The sequence below is a fragment of the Maledivibacter halophilus genome, from assembly GCF_900167445.1.
Taxonomy (GTDB): Bacteria; Bacillota; Clostridia; order Peptostreptococcales; family Caminicellaceae; genus Maledivibacter; species Maledivibacter halophilus.
This window is the reverse complement of record NZ_FUZT01000002.1, coordinates 256923-278520: the sequence shown is the minus strand read 5'-3', so window position 1 is coordinate 278520 and position 21598 is coordinate 256923. Positions and strand designations below refer to the sequence as shown.

The window sequence follows — 21598 nt, the reverse complement described above, 5'->3', positions numbered from 1 at the left end:
AATTCATACATAAAATTATAATTTTTTCCTATATATAGGTCTGTATGTCAATACTCCATTGATTCTCGTACTTTCCATTAAGGAAATCTTTTCAACTATTAGTTCTTTGTTTTCTATTATAATTTCTTGTGACAGAGAATTAAAATCTTTTTTGAGAACTACTTCTCTAGCTAAAGTAATATGGGGCTTTAGTCCACGTACTTCTCTTTCAAAACCAAATACATTTAAATTTTGATCCATGATATTAAATAATTGTTGTAGTCTTTTATTACCTTGACTAGTTCCTATCCAAATTATTTTTCTATTTTTTCTTGGAAAATATCCTAATTCCCCAAGATTCATTTTAAATGGGGAAAATATTGATGCTGTCTTATCAATTGCTTTCTTTATATATTGAGTTTCTTCAATACTAACTTCCCCAATGAATTTTAAAGTTAAATGAAAATTTTCTTTTCTGGAAAAATTACCTTTACGGCTGTTCTTTTTAACTATTTGTTGTTTTTGAAAAATATATTGCCTTAAGTTATCATCTAATTCTATTGCAATGAATACTCTCATAATTATCACCTTTGTTTTTTCTCTTATAAAATTTATTAATCTTATAATTGGATTATAGCATAATATTATACCTCAATAAATCTTTTAAGTTTTAAATTTTTTTCTATTTGGTGAAACTTTTACATGTTATATAATCTCTCATATATTCAAATAATATGATTGTAAGTTAACACAACTTATAAAAATCCTTTTAATTTTTTCAGAGTCTAATATGTTTATAGAAAAGGATGGAAAATTTCCGCTTATTTTCGTAAACCAATATATATTAGATTCAAGGATTTCAATTTGTTTCATATAACTTAGCTTACAAAATTCTCTATGGAGGTTATATAATGAATAATTATTCTACAAATAATCAAATGAGACAATATGAATTAGAAGAAGCAAAAAAAAGAATGGGGACATATGCAGGTGGGTATAGCATGACTAATACAACTGCTAATGCTATGACTAACGCCACTAGTGGTGGAGCTATGTATAATGCAACAACTGTAGGTGCTCAGTCTCAATTAAAAAGCTCAGAGAAAATGAAGGCTCAAGAAGATATGAACAAAAATACAATGTTTTAATTGCAAAACACAAAATTGGCTAGGTTTAAACCTAGCCTCTTTTAATATAAGCATATTTTAAATTTTAAAAAATCTTGAATTTAGTCATCTAGATTAAAAAGTTCTATAGAATCCTTTAAATAATCATTAATTACATTTTGAACATTTGAATCCTTAAGTGTAATTGAAATTTCTATCCTTCGGTTTTTAGCCCTTGAAGCTTCCGATTGTCCAGATGCAATTGGTCTAAACTCAGAATATGCACTAGCAGCAAAATAACGTCCATACTTATTCTCTAAATCACTATTTGACTTCATAATATAATTGACAACTTCCTTTGCTCTGTCTGATGATAAGCCTCTGTTATACTCACCAGATCCTCTGTCATCAGTATGTCCCTGAATATTTATAGCATCAATATTTTTTCTTATATCTCTATCATCTAAAACCCTTTCGAAGGCTGTTGCAAGTTGATCTAAAAGTTCTCTTCCTTCTGCCTTTATTTTTGATGATCCTGTATCGAAAACTAATCCTTCGTTGATAACTATATTTCCATTATCACTTATTAAAACCAACTCTTCACCAGCATCATTTGTTTTCCCAAGCTCTCTTTCTACTGAACCCTTAACCTTTTTAAGAACATCCAGTCTTAGTACTGCAATACCTTGAAGCTTTGACCTTAATTCACCCAGTTCCCTATTACTTTCAGCTATAATTTCTCTTTGCTCTTCAATTTGCTCTTCGGATAACTTTAAAGCAATTTCGCCTTCCTCTACTTCAGCCTTGGCTTCATCAATCTTATCCCTTAGAAGCCTTAATTTTTTTTCTGCTCTACTTATTTCTGCATTCGACTCTTCCAGCCTTTGTTCGGTATCAATAATTTGTTTTCCAGCAATAATATTTTGAATATATGCTAATAGCATAAGAAAAAACAAAATTAATGCTATTGTAGAAATCATATCAGTAAATGATGGCCAGAAATTTTCTTCTTCTCTATTTCCTTTAAAGCTCCTTCTTCTAAGCTTCATATTCATCTCCTCCCTTCACTTTTCACTTATGAATAACCAATAATTAAAATTTATAATACTTTTTGCAAATGAGATAATTTCATATTATGAAATTATCTAAAAAATGAAAAGAGATTATTTTTCTACTTTGTCGGCCAATTTATCTACTGATTTTGATAAATTTTCTATTTGAAGCCCTATAGCAATTTCTTTAGTATTGCTTTTTAATTCTTCTGTAAAATCATTAAAGCTTACATTCATTCTCTGGATGTTTGTTTTTAAATGATGGTTAAATTCTGAAAAATCCCTTGTATTCTCAGAAAAAACATTAAGTGAATTTTCGAATTTTTCAACACTTTTAAGTAAGGACTCTGAAAATTGTTCAATGCCACTTGTAGCAGAAGCAAATCTTAAGCTTAATACTTCACTGATTTCCTTCATACTTTCTTCTAATTTTCCATTAAAATCATTAAGGCTTGCAATTAATTCATCCTTTATTAAGGTTTCTGGAGTCTCTTTCTTTTCATCGATACGCTGTGACAATATATTGTCAAGATATTCTTCCATCTCAACCATTATAGACTCCCTAATGTCTTCTATTCCAAAGAAGATATTTATTATAGTTAAAAGAACTGAAGAAGCAATACCAAATAAAGAAGTTATAAAGGCCACTGACATACCTCTAACAGAACGTATCAGTCCAGAAATTACTGAATCCATACTATCTAATACATCTACGCCTCCACTTGAAGCCAATGTTTTTACCAGCTCTCCAATAGACATGGTTAAACCATAAAACGTACCTAAAAGCCCTAATATAATCATTAGAGAAACTGCTCTTTTTACAAATCGTTCACCTTGGTATTGTGATTTCAATTCATTATTAAAGTTCTTCTCAATAATAGCAAAAGTATTTATTTCTGAAGACTTACCTTTAGCTGCTAATTTATAATCATCTACAATTTTATTGAATACTTTATTTTCAAACATTGATGATTCTTTATTTTCTTCGTCTTGTAAATCCCAAAGCATTGTAAAATATTTCTTCTTTAATGATAAAGAAAGTACAAAAGCTGAAATAAATATCCCTAATATAACAACTATTATTACAATAGCCAATGGATTTAGCTTGCTAAATATGTTATCTAGAATTGACATAATCGATTCCCCCTTTTATTTTCCATTATTTTCTCTTAAATTGAAATTCTATTAACTAATAGCGTCACTTTATTGTACCACTTTAACATAAGTGTAGCAATTTGTTCAAATACACCAAAATTTGTCGTATCCTTTGATTTTTCCTGTGATTTTTAGTTAATATCCTTAAATATTAAAATTCTATTAACGCTTTTTTACAAAGTAATGTCAATAAAAAAAGCCTCAAGTTACTAAATTAGCAACTTAAGACTTAATATTCCTTTTATCCTCCACCAAAGACATGAATCGCCTTTACATCATCACCATCGTTAATTATGGTATTAGACCAGTTTTCTTTCTTTATCAGCTGACCATTTATTTTCACTATAATTTTAGGAAAAGTATATCTCTTTTTTTGCAAAAGCTTTTCTACAGTTAGTCCTTCTTCCCACTCAAAATCTCTATTATTTACTTTTATCATTATAAAACCTCCAGAAAAAATGGGGATTTTTAACAACAAGCTTCTTCTGCTTCAAGGTGAGGCTTAACAACCTCGATTACTTCAGGTAAGTCCATACCAATTTCTTTTAGATACTCTATTGTAGGTACTCCATCTTTAGACCATCCTCTTCTCTTATAGACAGCGTCCATTAGTTTTTCATATTGGTCTTCTCTGTATTCTCTAAGTACCTTCATCTTTTCCTGGGTTGTTTTTCCTTCCGGATTAAAATCTGTTAACTCTTTTAATTGGTTGTCATATCTTTCCCTTCTTGATTCATACTCTTCCACTGTGACAGGTCCCATTGCACGATATGGTATAGCATCATTTGCTCTAAGTCCTTTACCCATTCTTATATTGAATACTCTTTGGAAGTTATATACTCTTTCTGATTCTCTTATTAATATATCTTTGTCTATCCTCTTTCCCGTTACACCATTACATATATCTACGTAATTTTGAACGTGCTCAGGTATTTTTGCTGGTTCATCAGTTTCTGCATTATCTGCAGGAGATATATCATTCCATGGTAGTTTACATAAGCCATAAAGACCGAACCATGTTCTAAACATAGGATACCAGTGAAGAGCTTCAGCTTTTTCTTCAAAAGTAGGTATCTGATTATTTACCATATCAATGAATATAAGCCATGCTTCATCATGTTGTGGTCCCTTATTTGTGAGACCATATCCTCCCTGCTGTGCAAGGGATTCCTTAGGCATATATTCTGAAAACTCTAGTCCTTTTTGCTCCATAGCTATATCATTAATAAAGTCTGGATCAGCTCCATATTCTTCTATAAATATTTTCTTCATCCTGTGTACACCTTGTCCTGCAATTAATCCAAATCCTTCTCCCCTTGACATCTGATGGATAAGCTCTAGGGCTGCATCCTTATTTCCAAAGTTAAGTTCAAGTCCTCCAGTTATTTCCTTATTGAGTATTCCGTTTTCATAGCATTCCATAATAAAAGCAGTAAGTGTACCAAAGGAAATAGTATCTATTGCATAGGTGTCACAGTAGAAGTTAAGCTCTAGTATAGCTTCTGGGTCAAATATTCCACAGTTTGGACCAAGCCCTGCTGCATTTTCATATTCTGGACCATCAACTGTAACCTTTTGTCCTTTATATGGGCCGGTTTTGATTTCAAAGTTATCTGCCGCCTTAGCACAAGATAATGAACATCCGTACCAACATCCATCCTGCATATTTTGAGTTACATATTTTTCTATAAATACTGTTGATGCAATTTTATGGGTATCAGGATGACAGCCAAATTTGAAATTATGCGTTGGAAGAAGGTCATATTCATCCATTACTTCTATGATATTGGCTGTACCTATTTTCCTCATACCATTTTGAACATCGTCAAGCTGACATACTTCTTTATGGAGCTTAATACCTGCTTTATTGATTATACTCTGGTCAGCAGGATTATTTAAGTTACCCTTTGTTCCCTGATATTTAACTACTAAGGCCTTTATCTTTTTATCTCTAAATACTGTTCCTATTCCACCTCTACCCGCTTGCTTCAATCTTGTAACCTGTCTTCTAAGATCGTAGAAGGTAAAATTCAGGAGTCCAAGCCTAGTATTTCCAGCTGCTGTTCCTGATGTAACTATAGATATATTTCTTTTGTCTTTTTCTGAATCTGCATACATTTCAGTAAGAATCTCGCCTAAAACATGACCATCTACAGGTTCAAGGGGTGCTTCTTCGATTGTAACTGTTCCACTGTTTCCATCTATATATATTATAACATCGTTCTCTGCCTTACCTTGAATCTCTAGGGCATCCCATCCTGAAAATTTAAGATAGGGGCCAAAGTATCCACCTACATTACTGTCCATGGGTATGTCAGTAAGTGGTGATAATGAGCAAACAAGGGATTTCCCAGCTCCAGGATACTGAGTAATTCCACATACAGGGCCACCAGCTATAACTACTTCATTTTCAGGATCATTCCATTTCGTTTGTGGTGTTACTGCATTCCACAAATACCACATTCCAAAACCTTTACCACCTATAAATTTGTCCTTCATCATTTGTGTTACTGGCTTTGACTGTATTTTATTATCAGAAAGGTTTATATAGAGAGTTCTGTCTGTATATCCCTTTTCAATGGTTCCAAGCTTATATTTAAATTCTGCCAAAAGCTTATGAGCATCTTTAAGAGCTTTAATTTCCATCCTTCTTCATCCCCCTTCATTTCCATTTTTATAATTAATTCTATCTTTCTTTAGCCACAGCAGCTTGTTCTTTTGCTTCCAATTCAATATCTTTTATAGTAATAGCACCTGTTGGACATTCTTTTGCACATAAACCACAAGCAATGCACTTAAATGGTTCGATGTAGTCATCGTGCTGCATCATGGCTTCTTCTGGGCAGAAACCTACACACATGAAGCAGCCAACACAATCCTTCTTATTGATTCTAACTACCCCTCTTTTATCTCTTGTAATGGCTTCTACCGGGCAAATGTCTATACATACTCCACATTGAGTACATACATTGATTTGATTTTCATCTCCACCCTTTATCCTAATACATGCTTTTTCTCTATTTTTTTCTTTAAAATAAGCATTGGAACAAATTTCTTCACAAAGTCCACATCCAATACATAGTTCTTCATTTTTAGTTAATGCCTTCATTAAATTTTCACCTCCTGATAGTTTTAGAAAAATATACAGGTTTATAATCCTTTAAATAGTTATAAAGCTAATTTAATAAAGCTTATTTTACTAATACATTAAAACTTATATAATTGCAATTATCATGCCAATTTTCAATTAATACAAATTCTTAACGGTTTTTTCTATATTATCCTACAAAGTTATCCCATGAATTACTACATAATCTAAGGATGTCTCTTTAAAATATTACTATTTAAAAACCGTGATATTAACTGGTGCTTAAGATAAAAGCCCTTTTTTGAGACGCTTTATTTTGAGCCTTCGTCTTGAAAATTTGACATTGTATTCATATATTACGGAAAAGTATCTTTCTATAATAAATATTACTATTTTAATTACACTAGACTTAATATTAAGAACAATCTCTAAATCTGTCAATTTATTGACTTTATCAATACTCTTAGACTTAACAAAAATGCTAAGCCTAAGATTTTGTTTTTATATCACCATTTATATTTTCTACAATTACTAATATTAGTTCTAAACAACAGCTGGCTCAAATATTAATTCTCCCTTTTCAAATCTATTTAAATTCAGCATATCTATTGGCAAAGTATTTTCTTCCCCTAAAATACTTTCTGCTAATAATACACCAGTTGCAGGTCCAAACATAAATCCATGACCACTAAAACCTACCGCCAGATAAAATCCCTCTATTTCATCAACGGGTCCTAAAATTGGCTGTCTGTCTGGTGTCAAATTATAAAGCCCAGCCCATTGTCTTATCATCCTAAGATTTTTTAAAGGAGGTAATATATTTATAATCGTCTTAGTCATTTCATCCAAAAATCGCCAACCGGAAGTAGTACGTAGGTCCTTAGGCTCTGTATCATCACCTCTACCCATGATTATTCCTCCATGGGGAACTTGCTGACAATAAAGATTTAATGCAAATGCCATAACCATAGGTTCAAGTATCGGCTCTATTGCTTCTGACACTAAAATTTGATGCCTTTCTGAATAGACAGGGAGATCTATTCCCACCATCTTTCCTATTACATGTGAATAACCTCCAGCAGCATTAACAACAATGCTTGTGGATATATCGCCTTTAGTTGTCTTTACACCCTTTATTTTTCCATTTTCAGTTATTATATCGGTAACCTCTGTAAATCTATATATTTTAACACCAAGCCTTTCAGCAGCTTTTGCAAAAGCCTCTGTAGTATGAAAAGGATTAAGATGACCATCTTTTTGACAAAAAGCTGCACTAACTAGTGGATCCGTATTAAGATATGGTACTATCTCTTTAGCCTCTTCTAAGCTTAAAAGTCTTGATGGAATTCCCAATCTATTTTGTAATTCTACATTTTTCTTAAATTGTTCATGCTCTTTTTCTGTACTGGATATCATAAGATATCCACCCTGCTTAAATTCTATATCTCCATCATATCCTAACTCTTCATTGGCATTTTCAAAAAGTTCACATGCAAATTTTGCTATTCTACAATTCATTTCTGTTCCCCATTGTTGTCTTATGCCGGCTCCACATCTACCCGTAGACCCGCTTGCCAGATATTTCTTTTCAATAACCGCTACATTTTTTACACCTTTTTTAGCTAAATTATAGGCAATAGCAACTCCAGATATTCCACCACCAATAACAACAACATCAGCAGTTCTAATCATCCTCATTACCTCCTTCTTCTAAGGCCTCTGCAATTTGCCCCAGGGTTATGGCTTTAACAGGAGGTCTATATGTTCCCGGCATTATTTCTGATATAGGTTTTCCCGTAATTATTGATATTTCTCTTAAAATCAGCGGCATGCATGTTCTACCCTGACATGGCCCCATTCCAGCTCTACTAACTCTTTTTATTTCATCAAAGGTAGTATAGCCTTGCTCAATTAATTTTCTTATGTCTTCTTTAGTTAAATCTGAACAACGACATATTATATTATTGTCTGACATTTTAATCCCCCTTACATCCCAAAATTTCTGACTACTTTCATATATTCTCTTGGAACGGCAATAGAAACTATAGGAGTTCTATCAAGTGTCTTTGAACTTAGTACTTTTACTACTTTCACATCGCATACATACTGTCCTTTTCTGTCTAATCCCTTTACAATTTGACCTTCTTTAGGCAATGGAATAAATTCATAAGGAATTTTAATCAGAGCTTCATCCTTAGAATAAGTTGCATCCACCACCATAATTGCAAGTCCTGGACAATTAGCTATACATAATCCACATCCAGTACAGTTATCATGATTAATCTCAGGTAAATCATTAATATCTTCAAATTCCTTTATAGCGTTTCTATTACATGCAGTATAACAGGGATTACAAGGTATATTTTGATAACATTCAATTATAGCAACAGGTCCCTTTGCCAATCTCTCCCCAGATGGAAAAACCTGTTCTATCTGCTCTATAGTAGGGACTCCAGTTCTTTCTAACATTTTTACACCTCCATTGATAGGCAAAGATGCCTTTGGCACTTTGTCAATTTACAGTTTCATTTAACTTTCATTATCTCTCTTTTCATCATATAGCTGCCGCTTCAGTTTTAATTGTTACTTGATCAAGACCTGCACGTATTTTATCTCCCACATGACCAGAGCGAAGGGATTTTAACTGCTGAAGATAATCTTCTCTTCTTTCTTCAAAATCTATCATTTCATAGCCTAAAGAACTAGCTGCCATCAATCCTGCTAAATATCCTTCTACCATTGCACTGGTTGCTTCTTCTACGCCACAAACATCTCCTGCCACAAAAATTCCTTCTACTGTTGTCTCTAAATTTTCAGTTCTAACAGGTACAAAGCCACCTAACATTCCAACATATCTCATTTCACAATTTGCCTGCCATAACAGCTCCCCAAGTGGAGATAATCCAACAGATATACACAAAACATCTATATCAAAATCTTCTTCAGTTCCCTCTATTTCCTGCCAATTTTCATCAAGCTTAATTATTGTGGCCTTTTCCAGATAATCCTTTCCATAGGCTTCCTTAACAGTATATCCAGTATAAATAGGTACTCCCATTCTCCTCACTTTAGAAGCATGTACTAAATAACCACCTATTGTAGGTGCTGCATCAAGTATACCTTTAACATTTACTCCAGCCTGCATTAATTGATAGCTTACTATAAGACCTATATTTCCAGCTCCTACCATCAATACATTATCTCCGGGCTTTACACCATGTACATTCATTAACGTCTGCACAGCTCCTGCACCATAAACGCCAGGTAAATCATTATTTGGAAACGCTAGGGTTTTTTCACTGGCCCCTGTTGAAACTATTATTCGTTTTGCTCTAATTTTTGTATATTTACCATCTATCTCAGCAGTTACGACTCCATCATCATATATTGATAATACCGTTGCATTTTTTAAAATTTCTATATTTTTTGACTCTTCAATTTCATCAAATAGTATTGTGGCTATATCAACACCTCTAGTTGAAGCATGCTGCTTCTCTGAGCCAAAGAACATATGGGTTTGTTTTATCAATTGTCCTCCAAGCTCTTGATTCCTTTCGAGAACAAGAACTTTTGCACCTGCCTTTGCAGCATTTATTGCCCCGCAAAGTCCTGCTGGTCCGCCACCAATAACGAGGATTTCTACCTGCTTCATAGTATATCTCCTTTCCCCACTTGAGTTTTTACAATCATACCTTCTTTAAGGGGTTCTATACATGTTCTTACATTAGATACTCCATTTACCTCCATAAAACATTGCCCACAGTTTCCGATAGCGCAATAAAAACCTCTAGGTCTTTTCTTTTCGTGGCTGTAGGTTAATACCTTTACCCCTGCCGCATGAAGGGCTGATGCTATAGTATCACCTTCATATCCTTCATACTCCTTTCCATCAAAGGTAAACTTAATCTTTTTACCTTTTTCAAACTCTAAAATAGGGTGATTTTTAATTCTCATGAGCTCCCCTCCTGTCATTTTAGGTTCTCCTTCGAATCGAAGGAGAACCTTTCTATTTTATTTATTTTTAACATTAAATGCTTTATTACAGAAGTATGCAAATCCTATGCCATATACTCCGATTGCAATTATCATCATAATAATTGATGTTGGGGACATCATTACCCCTCCTTTTATACAAAATTCGTATGATTCTGATAATTTTAAATTTAAATTGAATCTTATAAGATAATAACTATTTAGAATTATTTAATCTATATATTTAGGAAGTACAAAGTATAATGTACATTAAAAATAGGAAAGTAAGCTAAAATCTCATTTATCCTTTTATTTTTCTTCTGAACTATTGAATCTGTTAGGAGTCATTGCACCATCCATTACTTTATTAATTAAATAATTCTTAGTGATAAAACCAAACAATATAACTAGAATGAATTGTAATCCTATTGATCCTGCACTAAAGGTTTCAAATGGGTTCCACCAGCTGTCTGGATACCATATAACAGATTGATATACCCACCATCCAAGGATAATAACAAACAATACTGGAAACAACATAATACATACATTCCACCATTTACCTACAACAAAATCAGTATTTGGCATATTAATATCCTTGGTTCTCAATTCTTCTAATCCAAACTTAATTAATGCTATAGCAAAGAATAATCCACTTACTAAAAGTCCTACTCCCCATACAAAGTCCTGATTATCCAAAATCTGTAACTTATATGCAGATGGTAGACCTATTAAAAATCCTACTGCAGATATTAAAATCGTTGCTTTTTTCCTCGTTAAACCCATATCCATTATATTTCTTACCCCAACCTCTATCATAGGTAATAATGAAGATAATGCTGCTATTGCCATTGTTAAAAAGAATAGTGATGCAATAAAGTTTCCTGCAGGCATTTTGCTAAATACCTGGGCTAAATATATAAATGTTAGTCCTTGATTGCCTGCTGCCAAAGCTTCATTTGCGAATTCCATGCTAGGAGATAAAGCAAATATAGCTGGCACAACTGTCATCCCTGCTATTATTGCTCCTAAGTTATTTCCAAGCCCCATAATCATACAGTTTCCACCAATATCTTCACTTTCTTTTGTGTATACGGCATAGGTTACAATAAATCCCCAGCCTGCTCCCGTTGACCAAGCCGATTGAGTAAAGGCTTCAAGCCATATTTTAGGACTTGCAAGCATGCTTAATTTAGGACTAAATAAATATTCAAGACCCTTAGCTGCCCCCGGTAATGTTACTGATCTTACTAAGGCGATTAATAAGAGGACAAAAAGGGTTGGTATCATTATCTTTGAGGCCTTTTCTATTCCATTTGTTACCCCTTTATAAATAATAAAGCCTCCAATTAGCATAGCTATAATATGAAATAAGATCGTTTGAGAGGGTGTAGTTGTAAAGTTATTCCATATTGCTTCCGTTTCCTTTACAGTGATACCAGGCTTAAAAGACCCTGAGGCTGAAAGGATAAAATATTTCATACACCATCCCATTACAACTGAATAATAAGACATAATAAGTAAACACACAGCTGCAATCCAAGTTCCCATCCAAGTATATTTCTTTCCTACAAAATCTCTAAAAGAGCCTATTGTTCCTAATCTAGTTCTTTTCCCAATTATCATTTCTCCCATAAGAAGAGGTATTGACCATACAAATAGCGCCACAGTCCAGGCAATTATAAATGGTCCTCCACCATTTTGAGCAGCAACCCTTGGAAATCTCCATATATTTCCTGTTCCTATGGCCATACCTATACTGGCTGCGATAAATCCCCATCGACTACCCCATTGTTCTTTATTTTGACCCATTCATTATCCTCCTTTTATTTCTATTAGATTTTCCTACTATCCCCCTTTCTATATAGATTTCCAATAGCAAAACTTAATTTATACATATCAAAATATCCAGTGTTTCTGGGGAGTTTTAATGTGTATAAATTAATTGTTTTGATGGAATATCTATAAATGTCAACTTCCATTTTAGAAGTTAAATATATGAATCTACATATATTTCTTCAATAACTAAAATTTGAGGTAATCATACAATCCCCTCATTTAATAGTTATTAAGAAAAAATGTAAATTCTTTATTATTAGCTTTATTATCGCTTATCAAATTTTATAATAGCAATTTTTTATTTATATTTTTATTTTATACATTGCAGGAAACATGCCAAAGTTCTATTTATTACCATATTTTATAGTAAAAGGGCTGTATTTTTACATTATTCAGATTTATTTATTCATTTTTGGAAATATTCAAATTATTTTTTCTATTGTTATATCTTAGACAAATGTAAAATGTCAATTAATTGACGTGAAATCATGGTTTCTATTTAAAATGAGCGTCAGAAAATTGACACTAATGTCTACTTTCTGACGCTCACTAATTAATTATGAAGTTTTCCAATATTTTAACTTAATCTTTGTAAATTATCAGAGACAAATCATACTAAATTGTTAAAATAATATTATATTATACTAATCTAACTTGCTACGCTAATTCTTATATAATGGATTTTAATATTTCATTTGCCAGCACAACAGGTTAATTTATGTTTGTCTAATTTAAAATACAATGTGCTTCTTGGGATATTTAAAAGCTTTGCAGCCTTTGCTTTATTTCCTTTAGATATCTTCATAGCATTTATAATTGCTTCTTTTTCAGCTCTATGGATAATATGATTTAAATCAAGGATTTCTTCTTCACATTTTATTCGTTCTTTATTGCTTTCAATGATACTTCTAGGCAAAAAATCTATATCTATTTTTTCGGATTTATTGTTTTTTACTAATATAACAATCCTCTCTATAATGTTCTTAAGTTCTCGTATATTGCCTTCCCACTCATAATTCACCAGTGCATCCATGACTTGTGATGGTATTTCTGGAATGTTAGACCTATATGTTATGCAAAAATGCTCTATAAATTCATTTATTAAATCGGGTATATCTTCTTTTCTTTCTCTTAATGGCGGAAGCTTTATCAATATTGAATTTAATCTATAATATAAATCCTTTCTAAACAATCCATCCTTCATCATTTTTTTCAAGTCTTTATTTGTTGCAGCAACTACTCTTACATCAACCTTTACAGACTTTGTTCCACCTACTTTAGTTATCATTCCATCTTCCAATACTCTTAGTATCTTTGGCTGCATAGATAAAGGCATATCTCCAATTTCATCAAGAAATAAGGTTCCTTCATGGGCTAGCTCAAATTTCCCAACCTTTCCTTTTCTTAAAGCTCCAGTAAATGCACCACCCTCATATCCGAACAACTCACTTTCCATTAGTTCTTCAGGAATTGCACTGCAATTTATTGGGATAAAATGACCTTTTCTTCTACTCTCTATATGAATTGCCCTGGCAAAAACCTCTTTGCCCGTTCCACTTTCTCCAGTTATAATTATATTTATATTGGATTTTGATATATTTTTACATAGATTTACTATTTCTCTAAATGCTATGTTATGGCCAACTATTCTATCAAAGGAAAATCTATTTTCGCTGAGTGCTGTAATCTCTTCTTCAAGGACCTTCAATCCCAATTTAGTTTTATCAAGTAAAGCTGTTAATTTAATTAATTCGGATATATCTCTGTCACAGCTTATTCCTCCAATAAGCTCATTCCCACTATAAAGTGGTCTTGCAGTAATAATATTATGGGAATCCTCTTTGGGACTGTTATATACGTCTACATATGGTCGTTTTTCTCTTATTACCTTCGGAAGTAAAGCTGTTGGGAAAAAATCAGTTATTGGTCTTCCCAGTACCTTATCCTTTGTCACACCATGAATCTCCTCAGCTCTTTTGTTCCAAATTCTCGTTATGCAGTTTTTGTCAACGATACATACAGCATCATTAACATTATCTAATATCATTTCTATCGTTGAGTTTAAAAATAACATACCAAGCACCTCTATTTCTTTATTAAGGAGCCAGACAATATTTCAATATAACAGGTATATAATTCAATTTTATATATATTTTCCCTTCAAACTGTTTAGCACCGACTTAGCATATTCTTTGGCTCCAAATAAAGACATATCTCTGTAATTTCCACATTGGATTTCATTTACAGCTGGAATTTCTTTAGCTTCTGTTACCTTTTCCAAAGATTTTATAAGAGCCTTTGCAATGTCTTTTTCTTCTTTTTCGCCTATTATAATTAGATAAAATCCTGTTCTACATCCCATAGGAGAAATATCTATTACATCCTCTATTTCCTCTCGCATAAAACCTGCTAGTAGATGTTCTATTGCATGTACTGCACTTGTAGGCATAGCTTCCTTATTAGGTTGAGTAAACCTTAAGTCAAATTTTGTAATAACATCTCCCTTTGGAGTTTTTATTAAACCGCATTTTCTGACAAAGGGAGCCTTTACCTTTGTATGATCCATCGTAAAACTTTCAACAACTACTTTTTTCAAATCCAACCCCTCCATTTAATATTATTATCATATTATCTAGTTTACCATATTCAATATTTATAATGAACATTCTTTTATAGTAAATTATATATTATATAATACCTGAAGTATAAAAAAACTATAAAAAAGAAACTATAATTATATATTTTCATTGACTAATGGAGTAGGTTAAATTTTTTAATCCCATATCTATATTTATCATTCAATTTAAACTTTACGAAAATCTAGAATCTGGTATAATAGAAAAGGTCTAGGAAAATTAGACAATATGTTCTGTTACAATATGAATAATATTAATGCAAATGAGGATAATAGACTAAAATAGAAGGTTGCTAATTGTCTGTATAAAAAGTCCTTAAATAGTGTCATTTAAATTTAAATATTTTGTATGAGCTTTATAAAATTTGGATTGAAAATTTTATTTAATCTTTCAATTCAAATTATAAATATTATTTTAATATTGAAAATGTGGGTAATAATAAAATACTTATCCATGAGGTCAAAAAATATTAAGGAGGATATTAATATGGAAATAACTAAGGATACTTTAATAGGTGAACTATTAAGAGCTAAGCCTGAATCTGCTGAAATTTTAATGAGATATGGAATGGGATGCATAGGTTGTCCCTCTGCTCAAATGGAATCTCTAGAGCAGGCATCTATGGTACACGGCATTAATTTAGATGCTCTTTTAAAAGATTTAAATAAGTAAAAGTTATTTTAAGGGTAGACTGGTAATCAGTTTACCCTTAATTTAATTCTAAACCATTTTTTCTAACTCTTCAATTGCCTTAATATACTTTTTTTGAATATTTTTCTCTTTAGCTATATCTTCAACTTCTCTACACCTTTCCTCAACTTCCAACATAGCTTCCATGCTAAGATTACGTTTACCAAATTCATATATTGCATTGTCTTCTTTATCAATATGTCTATGGAGCAGGTCGGTATAAGATATTGTATTGGCAATTATATCTACCTTTGAATCGTCATCTCCATTATTCACCCTATCTAAAGCTTCTACTAAATTCTTCATATATAATCTACCCATATCATGTTCTGCAAACATACCATAAATAGAACCTCTTTCAATTTCTTCTCCTAGTTCCTCCGACATTTTTTTGAATAAAATATCTTCTTCTTTATTATGATGATGTTTATCAGCATAATTTTTAACAAAATCAACAACTATATTAAATGCTTCATAATTAACTTCTCCTCTATTGAGAATATTAATGCATAGCTTTCTTGCCACTCTAAGTACTTTTTTAATATTCTTATGTTCCTCTATCATTAACGTTATAGCATCCATTATATTTACCTCCAAACTGATAATCTTTTAATTTTCCGTTTTTCAATCTTTCAAGTAATATGTTATTTTTTTGCCATCCTTTCTTAATAATATATCCACGAAAAGGCATAATTATTTCAATATCTAAATCACTAATTTTTCAATCCTATCCTGTACATATATATATATAATCAATTTTAATGAAACAAATTCAAAGGAGTTAAGACTTTGATAAAGAAGCGTCTTTAGGATGCTTTTTTGATTTCAAGTTGCAAGTTTCGAGCTCCAAGTTGTTTTGTCATTCTTTTACGTGTAAAAACTTATGTAATAAAATATTAACCCTTTTCATATTATCTAGTTCTCTAAATAGACTCAATAGGTTGACCCGAAAACTTGGAACATAGAACTTGTAACTATTAGTCTTTTTGGCTAATCTTGCTTTCCATATACTTTACAAGTGGTGCTATTTGAACTAAGGTTGGTGCTCCCTTCATCCATACCTGCTGCTTTAATACTTCCAATATTTCTTCTTTTGTTGCTCCATATTTTATTGCCTTATTCATTTCTAGCTTGGCTCTTTTTTCATTCTCATCAAAAACTGCTGTAGCCAGTGCAATTAAATATCTATATTTTAAAGGTATTACACCATCTCTCCAAATTTCATGATGGTAATCTGAAATTATCTTTTGAAAGTTTTCTCCAAAATTTTGAGATACCATTACTCCTGGCGGTACAAAACCTATTTCTTCTTTAAATTCATCCTGTAATTTTTTTCTATCCATAATAATTCCTCCTCTTCCTATATTTTATTAATTACCTTCGTTTTGCCTAATATGCAAATCAATTTACCTATCGTATCTATATGATACCCTCAAACCTTTATACAATTCTCTGATTAATATCAGATTTAAGAAATATTTATTTTAAGTTTTAATATGGAATGACTATAGCAAAAAATATTAAAAATTTTTTTCTGACACTGGTAAAATATATATATAACCTTCCGGGAGGTAATACAATGGATTACTATTCTAGAATACAAGATGCCGTAGATTATATTGAAGAAAATCTAACTTCAAAAATAACTCTAGAAGATATATCAAGCAAAGCTTATTTTTCTATGTATCATTTCCATAGAATTTTTAGTGCTATGGTTGGAAGTTCAATAAAGGAATACATTAGAAAGCGAAGATTGACAGAAGCTGCATATGAACTTGTAAACACCAATAAAAGAATCATTGATATAGCTCTTGAATACCAGTTTGAATCTCAACAATCCTTCACAAAAGCATTCAAAAAAATGTATGGAATTACACCTGGTAAGTATCGTAAAAATAAAAAGCATTTCATTTTAATGCAGAAAAAAAGATTAACTGAAATTAGGTTAAATCATCTTAAAGGAGGTATAACTTTGAAACCAAAAATAGTAGAAAAAAGTGAATTTAAGGTTATAGGTTTAAAATATTTTGGAGCAAATAATAACAATGAAATACCTAATCTATGGAGAAAATTTTTTGAGAGAATAAAAGAAATAAAAAATAGAGTGGAACTCAAAACTTCTTTAGGCGTTTGTGAATATGTTTCAAACTTGACAAATGAGAGTGAATTTGGATATATTGCTTGCGTAGAAGTAAATTCATTAAATGAAATTCCTAAAGGTATGGTTGGAGAAATAGTTACTAGTAATAAATATGCTGTTTTTACCCATAGGGGATTATCAGATACACTAGGTGATACTTATGAATATATTTATAGTACATGGTTACCTAAATCTGGATATGAACTTGCACCTTCCCATGATTTTGAACTTTACGATGAAAGATTTGATTTAGAATCGGAAAACTCTGAAATAGATATCTACATTCCTATTAAATAGAATAATATTAAAACCATTATTCTAAACATAAATTACTCAACTTATAAAAAATCAACAGATTAACAGTCCTAAATGTAAAAATATTTATTAAGTTCTCTCATTCGTCAAAATATAATCACTCAAAATATACTTATCAGCTAAATAAAAATATAAATAAATGATTATAATATTAGAAACTAATATTATAATCATTTATTTTGAAATAGATTCTAATGTTTCATATTTGTATTTTCCCATTGTTTCACTATATTATTATACAAAACTATTTTTGCAATATATTTTAGTTTAATCATTAGCATTTAACTCTGATTTATGGTATTCTAAATATGTGAAAAAATTATTAAAATAATGTTTTTATAATTTTAATTAGGGTATAATTTAATTAATGATAATGAAAACCAATTGCCTTGAGGCTTTAAATATTCTAGGAGGTGTATATTGTATGGATACTTTTAACATAAAAGGGAATATATATTGGACTGGTGTTTTAGATCCGGGTTTAGAAGTATTTGATATTATAATGGAAACTGAATATGGGTCAACATATAACTCATATTTTATTGATGACGAGAAAAAAGTTTTGATTGATACTGTAAAACCTAATTTTAAAGGTGAATTTATTGAAAAACTTAGCAAATTAGTGGACATTAAAAAACTAGATTATGTAATCATTAATCATACTGAACCTGATCACTCAGGAAGCTTAAAATATATTCTTGAGATTAATCCAAACATAGTTATTTATTGTACTAAAGCCGCTAGTATTTTTCTAAAAGAACAAATTAATGGAGATTTTAATTGTCATATAATAAAAGATGGTGAAACTCTTGATATCGGTAGCAAAAAATTAAAATTCATTACAGCTCCATTTTTACATTGGTCAGACACAATGTTTGTTTACGATGAAGCTGAAAAAGTATTATTTACTTGTGACGCTTTTGGTTCACATTATAGTTCAGTTGATCCTAAGGATGTTCACAAGGACGAATATAAAAAATCTCTCAAGCATTATTATGAATCTATAGTAGAACCCTTTGCACAGCATGTTTTAAATGCAATAAATAAGGTTAAGGATTTTGAAATAGATACTATACTTACTTCCCATGGTCCTATACTTTCAGAAAATCCAAGCTATAACATTGAAAAGTATTTTGAATGGTCAACTAATGCTGTAGAAAATAGAAATCAAAAACAAGTGGCATTACTTTACTTATCAGCCTACACAAATACTATGCAAATGGCAGAAAAAATCAAAGAAGGTCTAGAATCTGAAGGTGTTAAGGTTGAATACTTGGATATTGAAAATGAAGATATTGCTAAAATTCATTTGATAATTAATAACTCTAAAGGACTTATTTTAGGATCCCCAACTATCAATAAAACTATGGTTAAGCCTATGTGGGATGTCCTCTCGGTTATAGATCCAATGGCAAATATGGGTAAAGTAGCAGGAGTATTTGGATCCTATGGATGGAGTGGCGAAGGTATTAAAATGGCTCAAACTCTTTTGAAACAAATGAGCTTTAAAGTTCCATTTGAACCACTTTCAAAAAAATTCTTCCCTTCTGAAGAAACATTAAAAGAGTGTTTAGAATTTGGTAAGGAATTTGCTAAAAATATTTAAAAAAGCGTCTATTTCTAAACTTTCAGGATATTTTCATAGTTCTTTAAAATACAAAACAGACCCTTAGAAAAAATTTCTAGGAGTCTGTTTTTTTATATTTCTTATTACTCATTGATTTTTACATCATATTTATTTCTTAATTCTGTAGTTTTGTCTATATATAAACTGTTTTGTTTTTTCCCTAATAAAAATTGTCTTATTTGGTCTTGAACTTGTTCAAAGCTGCTTTCAGATGTCGCTTTTTTGTCTACCAGCTTTATAATATGATATCCAAACTGAGTTTTTACAGGATCACTCATTTCTCCTTTTCCCATGTTAAATGCAGCATTTTCAAACTCTGGAACCATTTGTCCCTTGGCAAAGAAACCTAAATCGCCACCTCTTGCCTTAGATGGACATGTAGAATATTTTTCAGCTGCCTTTTCAAAGGATAATCCATTTTGAATTTCTTCAATTGTTTTATTTGCTTCTTCTTCAGTCTTAACAAGTATATGGCTAGCTTTAACAGTCTCAGGATTTTTAAAGCTTTCTTTATTGTTATTGTAATAGCTAACAACTTCATCTTCTTCTACTTTCACTGATGTTAAAAGTTTTCTTAAAGCATATTGTTTTAAAATATTAGCCTTATTAATTTCTAATTCTTTTTTAAATGCTTCTTCTTTATCAAAATCATTATCTACTGCATCTAGATAAAATAATTCCTGATTAATTAATTCATCTAATATTTGTTGTCTACCTTGCTCACTGTTAAAATTTTGATTACCTTGAGCTATAACATTTTGTAAAAGTGCATTTACATCCATTTCTGTTATTTGCTTTCCATTAACTGTTGCTAAAACTTTGTTTTCACTCATATATTACTCTCCTTTTTTTCTTAGTCTATGGCTATGATAACAGAAATTATACATTATGTCCATTTTTTCTATATTTTCGTGAAAATTCATTTAATCAAATCTTGAATTTCCCGTGCAATATCCCAAGTTCCAAATTCAGTATTTCCAATCACTGTTACGTTAATATCTCTTTTAGGATATATAGAGGACATCATACTTACACCTGGGTCTTCTCCCATAATATAGTATTTAAATATGTCTTCACCTTCTTTTATTATCCACATACCATATCCATAATAGAAGTTTCCATTTACTTGAATATGGGGTTTTAGCATTTTATCAGTTACTTTTTTACTCAATATTCTATAATCAAAAATCCCTTTCCATAGTTCCAATATATTCTTAGCAGTTGTAAAAGCTCCTCCGTCAGGTCCACCAATAATAGGTAAAGAATATATATTCGTTTTCCAGTTACCTAACTTATCTTTAATATAGCCATATGCCGTACCCTTTGGCAATTGATCTAGAGGAAAATATCCTGAGTGTATCATTCCACATGGCTCAAAAATATTCTTCTGTACATACTCTGTAAACTCCATTCCCGTGTTTTTCTCAACAATTAGTCCAAGTACAATAAATCCAGCATTATTATATTTAAACTTCTCTCCTGGTCCAAACTCCATATTTCTATTTTGAAACATTGACAAGAAGTCTTTTGGTTGTCTTATATTATACATAGGTCTATCTTTCCACAGTTCTGAAAAATCATTCATTATTTCTTCATCGAAATAATCTGGAATACCAGAGCTATGAGTTAATAAGTGGTGAACTGTGATATTTGGATTAAAGTTTGAAAAATCAATATCTACACAATCCTTTAGATATGTATCGAAAGAAATTATACCTTTTTCGACTAACTGACATATAGCTATTGATGTAAACAGCTTACAGCCTGAAGCAATACCAAATCTCGTATCTATGGTATTTGCAATAAGTTCACTTTTGTTTGCATATCCAAACCCACTCTCAAAAACTGTTTTTCCTTTTTCCATTGCAAATACAACACCTGAAAAATTATTATGTTTCTCAATAATCTTTTCTATCATAATCGAATCTAGTCTCATTTTTATTCCTCCTGGTTTTAGGTTTATATCTATTTACGTCCTAAAGTTTCAGCCAATTTACTG

The 21598-nt window shown here is 31.2% G+C and carries 22 protein-coding genes; 4 read left to right on the top strand and 18 right to left on the bottom strand.

Features of this window, described 5'->3' with window-relative positions:
* Positions 1-15 precede the first annotated feature (15 nt).
* Positions 16-558: an RNA 2',3'-cyclic phosphodiesterase gene (thpR, locus tag B5X81_RS05225; RefSeq protein WP_079489917.1), complete on the bottom strand. Its 543-nt coding sequence runs from the start codon at positions 556-558 to the stop codon at positions 16-18.
* A 332-nt stretch (positions 559-890) separates the two neighbouring features.
* Here thpR and B5X81_RS05220 point away from each other — a divergent pair, with 332 nt between their 5' ends.
* Complete coding sequence (locus B5X81_RS05220; protein ID WP_079489916.1) at positions 891-1127, top strand: hypothetical protein; 237 nt, start codon at positions 891-893, stop codon at positions 1125-1127.
* Between the two features lie 80 nt (positions 1128-1207).
* On the opposite strand, the gene B5X81_RS05215 is transcribed toward B5X81_RS05220, so the two are convergent.
* The 13 genes from B5X81_RS05215 to B5X81_RS05155 form a co-directional block, all read right to left on the bottom strand.
* Positions 1208-2134, bottom strand: a complete 927-nt coding sequence (locus B5X81_RS05215) for an OmpA family protein (RefSeq protein WP_079489915.1) — start codon at positions 2132-2134, stop codon at positions 1208-1210.
* A gap of 114 nt (positions 2135-2248) precedes the next feature.
* Positions 2249-3271, bottom strand: a complete 1023-nt coding sequence (locus B5X81_RS05210; protein WP_079489914.1) for a MotA/TolQ/ExbB proton channel family protein — start codon at positions 3269-3271, stop codon at positions 2249-2251.
* A 262-nt stretch (positions 3272-3533) separates the two neighbouring features.
* A complete protein-coding gene (gene thiS / locus B5X81_RS05205; RefSeq protein ID WP_079489913.1) occupies positions 3534-3731 on the bottom strand; it encodes a sulfur carrier protein ThiS in 198 nt (65 codons plus the stop codon).
* A gap of 29 nt (positions 3732-3760) precedes the next feature.
* Positions 3761-5938: an aldehyde ferredoxin oxidoreductase family protein gene (locus B5X81_RS05200; RefSeq protein ID WP_079489912.1), complete on the bottom strand. Its 2178-nt coding sequence runs from the start codon at positions 5936-5938 to the stop codon at positions 3761-3763.
* Positions 5939-5978: 40 nt separating this feature from the next.
* Complete coding sequence (locus B5X81_RS05195) at positions 5979-6401, bottom strand: 4Fe-4S binding protein (RefSeq protein WP_079489911.1); 423 nt, start codon at positions 6399-6401, stop codon at positions 5979-5981.
* 522 nt (positions 6402-6923) lie between these two features.
* On the bottom strand, positions 6924-8072 hold the full coding sequence (locus B5X81_RS05190; protein WP_079489910.1) for an NAD(P)/FAD-dependent oxidoreductase: 1149 nt from the start codon (positions 8070-8072) through the stop codon (positions 6924-6926).
* Complete coding sequence (locus B5X81_RS05185; protein ID WP_079489909.1) at positions 8065-8355, bottom strand: (2Fe-2S)-binding protein; 291 nt, start codon at positions 8353-8355, stop codon at positions 8065-8067. Before B5X81_RS05185 ends, B5X81_RS05190 begins: the two co-directional genes overlap by 8 nt.
* A gap of 11 nt (positions 8356-8366) precedes the next feature.
* Positions 8367-8849, bottom strand: coding sequence for a 4Fe-4S dicluster domain-containing protein (locus tag B5X81_RS05180; protein ID WP_079489908.1), 483 nt, complete (start codon positions 8847-8849; stop codon positions 8367-8369).
* Between the two features lie 85 nt (positions 8850-8934).
* Positions 8935-10032: an NAD(P)/FAD-dependent oxidoreductase gene (locus B5X81_RS05175; protein WP_079489907.1), complete on the bottom strand. Its 1098-nt coding sequence runs from the start codon at positions 10030-10032 to the stop codon at positions 8935-8937.
* Positions 10029-10334 (bottom strand): (2Fe-2S)-binding protein, encoded by a 306-nt coding sequence (locus B5X81_RS05170; protein ID WP_079490179.1) that lies wholly within the window; start codon positions 10332-10334, stop codon positions 10029-10031. Before B5X81_RS05170 ends, B5X81_RS05175 begins: the two co-directional genes overlap by 4 nt.
* 327 nt (positions 10335-10661) lie before the next feature.
* Positions 10662-12164, bottom strand: a complete 1503-nt coding sequence (locus B5X81_RS05165) for a sodium-dependent transporter (RefSeq protein WP_079489906.1) — start codon at positions 12162-12164, stop codon at positions 10662-10664.
* Between the two features lie 718 nt (positions 12165-12882).
* Positions 12883-14238 (bottom strand): sigma 54-interacting transcriptional regulator, encoded by a 1356-nt coding sequence (locus B5X81_RS05160; RefSeq protein ID WP_208984990.1) that lies wholly within the window; start codon positions 14236-14238, stop codon positions 12883-12885.
* 96 nt (positions 14239-14334) lie between these two features.
* Positions 14335-14787 carry an S-ribosylhomocysteine lyase gene (locus B5X81_RS05155; RefSeq protein WP_280175245.1) on the bottom strand — a complete coding sequence of 151 codons (453 nt, stop codon included), beginning with the start codon at positions 14785-14787 and terminating at the stop codon, positions 14335-14337.
* 526 nt (positions 14788-15313) lie between these two features.
* On the opposite strand from B5X81_RS05155, the gene B5X81_RS05150 reads away from it, so the two are divergent.
* On the top strand, positions 15314-15499 hold the full coding sequence (locus B5X81_RS05150; RefSeq protein ID WP_079489903.1) for a DUF1858 domain-containing protein: 186 nt from the start codon (positions 15314-15316) through the stop codon (positions 15497-15499).
* Positions 15500-15547: 48 nt separating this feature from the next.
* On the opposite strand, the gene B5X81_RS05145 is transcribed toward B5X81_RS05150, so the two are convergent.
* A complete protein-coding gene (locus B5X81_RS05145; RefSeq protein WP_079489902.1) occupies positions 15548-16099 on the bottom strand; it encodes a hemerythrin domain-containing protein in 552 nt (183 codons plus the stop codon).
* Between the two features lie 395 nt (positions 16100-16494).
* Positions 16495-16860 carry a carboxymuconolactone decarboxylase family protein gene (locus B5X81_RS05140; protein ID WP_079489901.1) on the bottom strand — a complete coding sequence of 122 codons (366 nt, stop codon included), beginning with the start codon at positions 16858-16860 and terminating at the stop codon, positions 16495-16497.
* A gap of 236 nt (positions 16861-17096) precedes the next feature.
* Between B5X81_RS05140 and B5X81_RS05135 the strand changes: the two genes are divergently transcribed.
* Positions 17097-17954 (top strand): AraC family transcriptional regulator, encoded by an 858-nt coding sequence (locus tag B5X81_RS05135; protein WP_170917288.1) that lies wholly within the window; start codon positions 17097-17099, stop codon positions 17952-17954.
* 442 nt (positions 17955-18396) lie between these two features.
* Positions 18397-19578 carry an FprA family A-type flavoprotein gene (locus B5X81_RS05130; RefSeq protein WP_079489899.1) on the top strand — a complete coding sequence of 394 codons (1182 nt, stop codon included), beginning with the start codon at positions 18397-18399 and terminating at the stop codon, positions 19576-19578.
* Between the two features lie 104 nt (positions 19579-19682).
* Here B5X81_RS05130 and B5X81_RS05125 read toward each other — a convergent pair whose 3' ends face one another.
* On the bottom strand, positions 19683-20432 hold the full coding sequence (locus B5X81_RS05125) for a peptidylprolyl isomerase (protein WP_079489898.1): 750 nt from the start codon (positions 20430-20432) through the stop codon (positions 19683-19685).
* Positions 20433-20518: 86 nt separating this feature from the next.
* Positions 20519-21535: a serine hydrolase domain-containing protein gene (locus tag B5X81_RS05120; protein WP_079489897.1), complete on the bottom strand. Its 1017-nt coding sequence runs from the start codon at positions 21533-21535 to the stop codon at positions 20519-20521.
* Positions 21536-21598 lie beyond the last annotated feature (63 nt).

What these genes read in the sequence shown, in the direction of transcription:
- thpR (WP_079489917.1), bottom strand. Translation starts at nt 558, where the DNA reads ATGAGAGTATTCATTGCAATAGAATTAGATGATAACTTAAGGCAATAT.
- B5X81_RS05220 (WP_079489916.1), top strand. Translation starts at nt 891, where the DNA reads ATGAATAATTATTCTACAAATAATCAAATGAGACAATATGAATTAGAA.
- B5X81_RS05215 (WP_079489915.1), bottom strand. Translation starts at nt 2,134, where the DNA reads ATGAAGCTTAGAAGAAGGAGCTTTAAAGGAAATAGAGAAGAAGAAAAT.
- B5X81_RS05210 (WP_079489914.1), bottom strand. Translation starts at nt 3,271, where the DNA reads ATGTCAATTCTAGATAACATATTTAGCAAGCTAAATCCATTGGCTATT.
- thiS (WP_079489913.1), bottom strand. Translation starts at nt 3,731, where the DNA reads ATGATAAAAGTAAATAATAGAGATTTTGAGTGGGAAGAAGGACTAACT.
- B5X81_RS05200 (WP_079489912.1), bottom strand. Translation starts at nt 5,938, where the DNA reads ATGGAAATTAAAGCTCTTAAAGATGCTCATAAGCTTTTGGCAGAATTT.
- B5X81_RS05195 (WP_079489911.1), bottom strand. Translation starts at nt 6,401, where the DNA reads ATGAAGGCATTAACTAAAAATGAAGAACTATGTATTGGATGTGGACTT.
- B5X81_RS05190 (WP_079489910.1), bottom strand. Translation starts at nt 8,072, where the DNA reads ATGATTAGAACTGCTGATGTTGTTGTTATTGGTGGTGGAATATCTGGA.
- B5X81_RS05185 (WP_079489909.1), bottom strand. Translation starts at nt 8,355, where the DNA reads ATGTCAGACAATAATATAATATGTCGTTGTTCAGATTTAACTAAAGAA.
- B5X81_RS05180 (WP_079489908.1), bottom strand. Translation starts at nt 8,849, where the DNA reads ATGTTAGAAAGAACTGGAGTCCCTACTATAGAGCAGATAGAACAGGTT.
- B5X81_RS05175 (WP_079489907.1), bottom strand. Translation starts at nt 10,032, where the DNA reads ATGAAGCAGGTAGAAATCCTCGTTATTGGTGGCGGACCAGCAGGACTT.
- B5X81_RS05170 (WP_079490179.1), bottom strand. Translation starts at nt 10,334, where the DNA reads ATGAGAATTAAAAATCACCCTATTTTAGAGTTTGAAAAAGGTAAAAAG.
- B5X81_RS05165 (WP_079489906.1), bottom strand. Translation starts at nt 12,164, where the DNA reads ATGGGTCAAAATAAAGAACAATGGGGTAGTCGATGGGGATTTATCGCA.
- B5X81_RS05160 (WP_208984990.1), bottom strand. Translation starts at nt 14,238, where the DNA reads ATGATATTAGATAATGTTAATGATGCTGTATGTATCGTTGACAAAAAC.
- B5X81_RS05150 (WP_079489903.1), top strand. Translation starts at nt 15,314, where the DNA reads ATGGAAATAACTAAGGATACTTTAATAGGTGAACTATTAAGAGCTAAG.
- B5X81_RS05145 (WP_079489902.1), bottom strand. Translation starts at nt 16,099, where the DNA reads ATGGATGCTATAACGTTAATGATAGAGGAACATAAGAATATTAAAAAA.
- B5X81_RS05140 (WP_079489901.1), bottom strand. Translation starts at nt 16,860, where the DNA reads ATGGATAGAAAAAAATTACAGGATGAATTTAAAGAAGAAATAGGTTTT.
- B5X81_RS05135 (WP_170917288.1), top strand. Translation starts at nt 17,097, where the DNA reads ATGGATTACTATTCTAGAATACAAGATGCCGTAGATTATATTGAAGAA.
- B5X81_RS05130 (WP_079489899.1), top strand. Translation starts at nt 18,397, where the DNA reads ATGGATACTTTTAACATAAAAGGGAATATATATTGGACTGGTGTTTTA.
- B5X81_RS05125 (WP_079489898.1), bottom strand. Translation starts at nt 20,432, where the DNA reads ATGAGTGAAAACAAAGTTTTAGCAACAGTTAATGGAAAGCAAATAACA.
- B5X81_RS05120 (WP_079489897.1), bottom strand. Translation starts at nt 21,535, where the DNA reads ATGAGACTAGATTCGATTATGATAGAAAAGATTATTGAGAAACATAAT.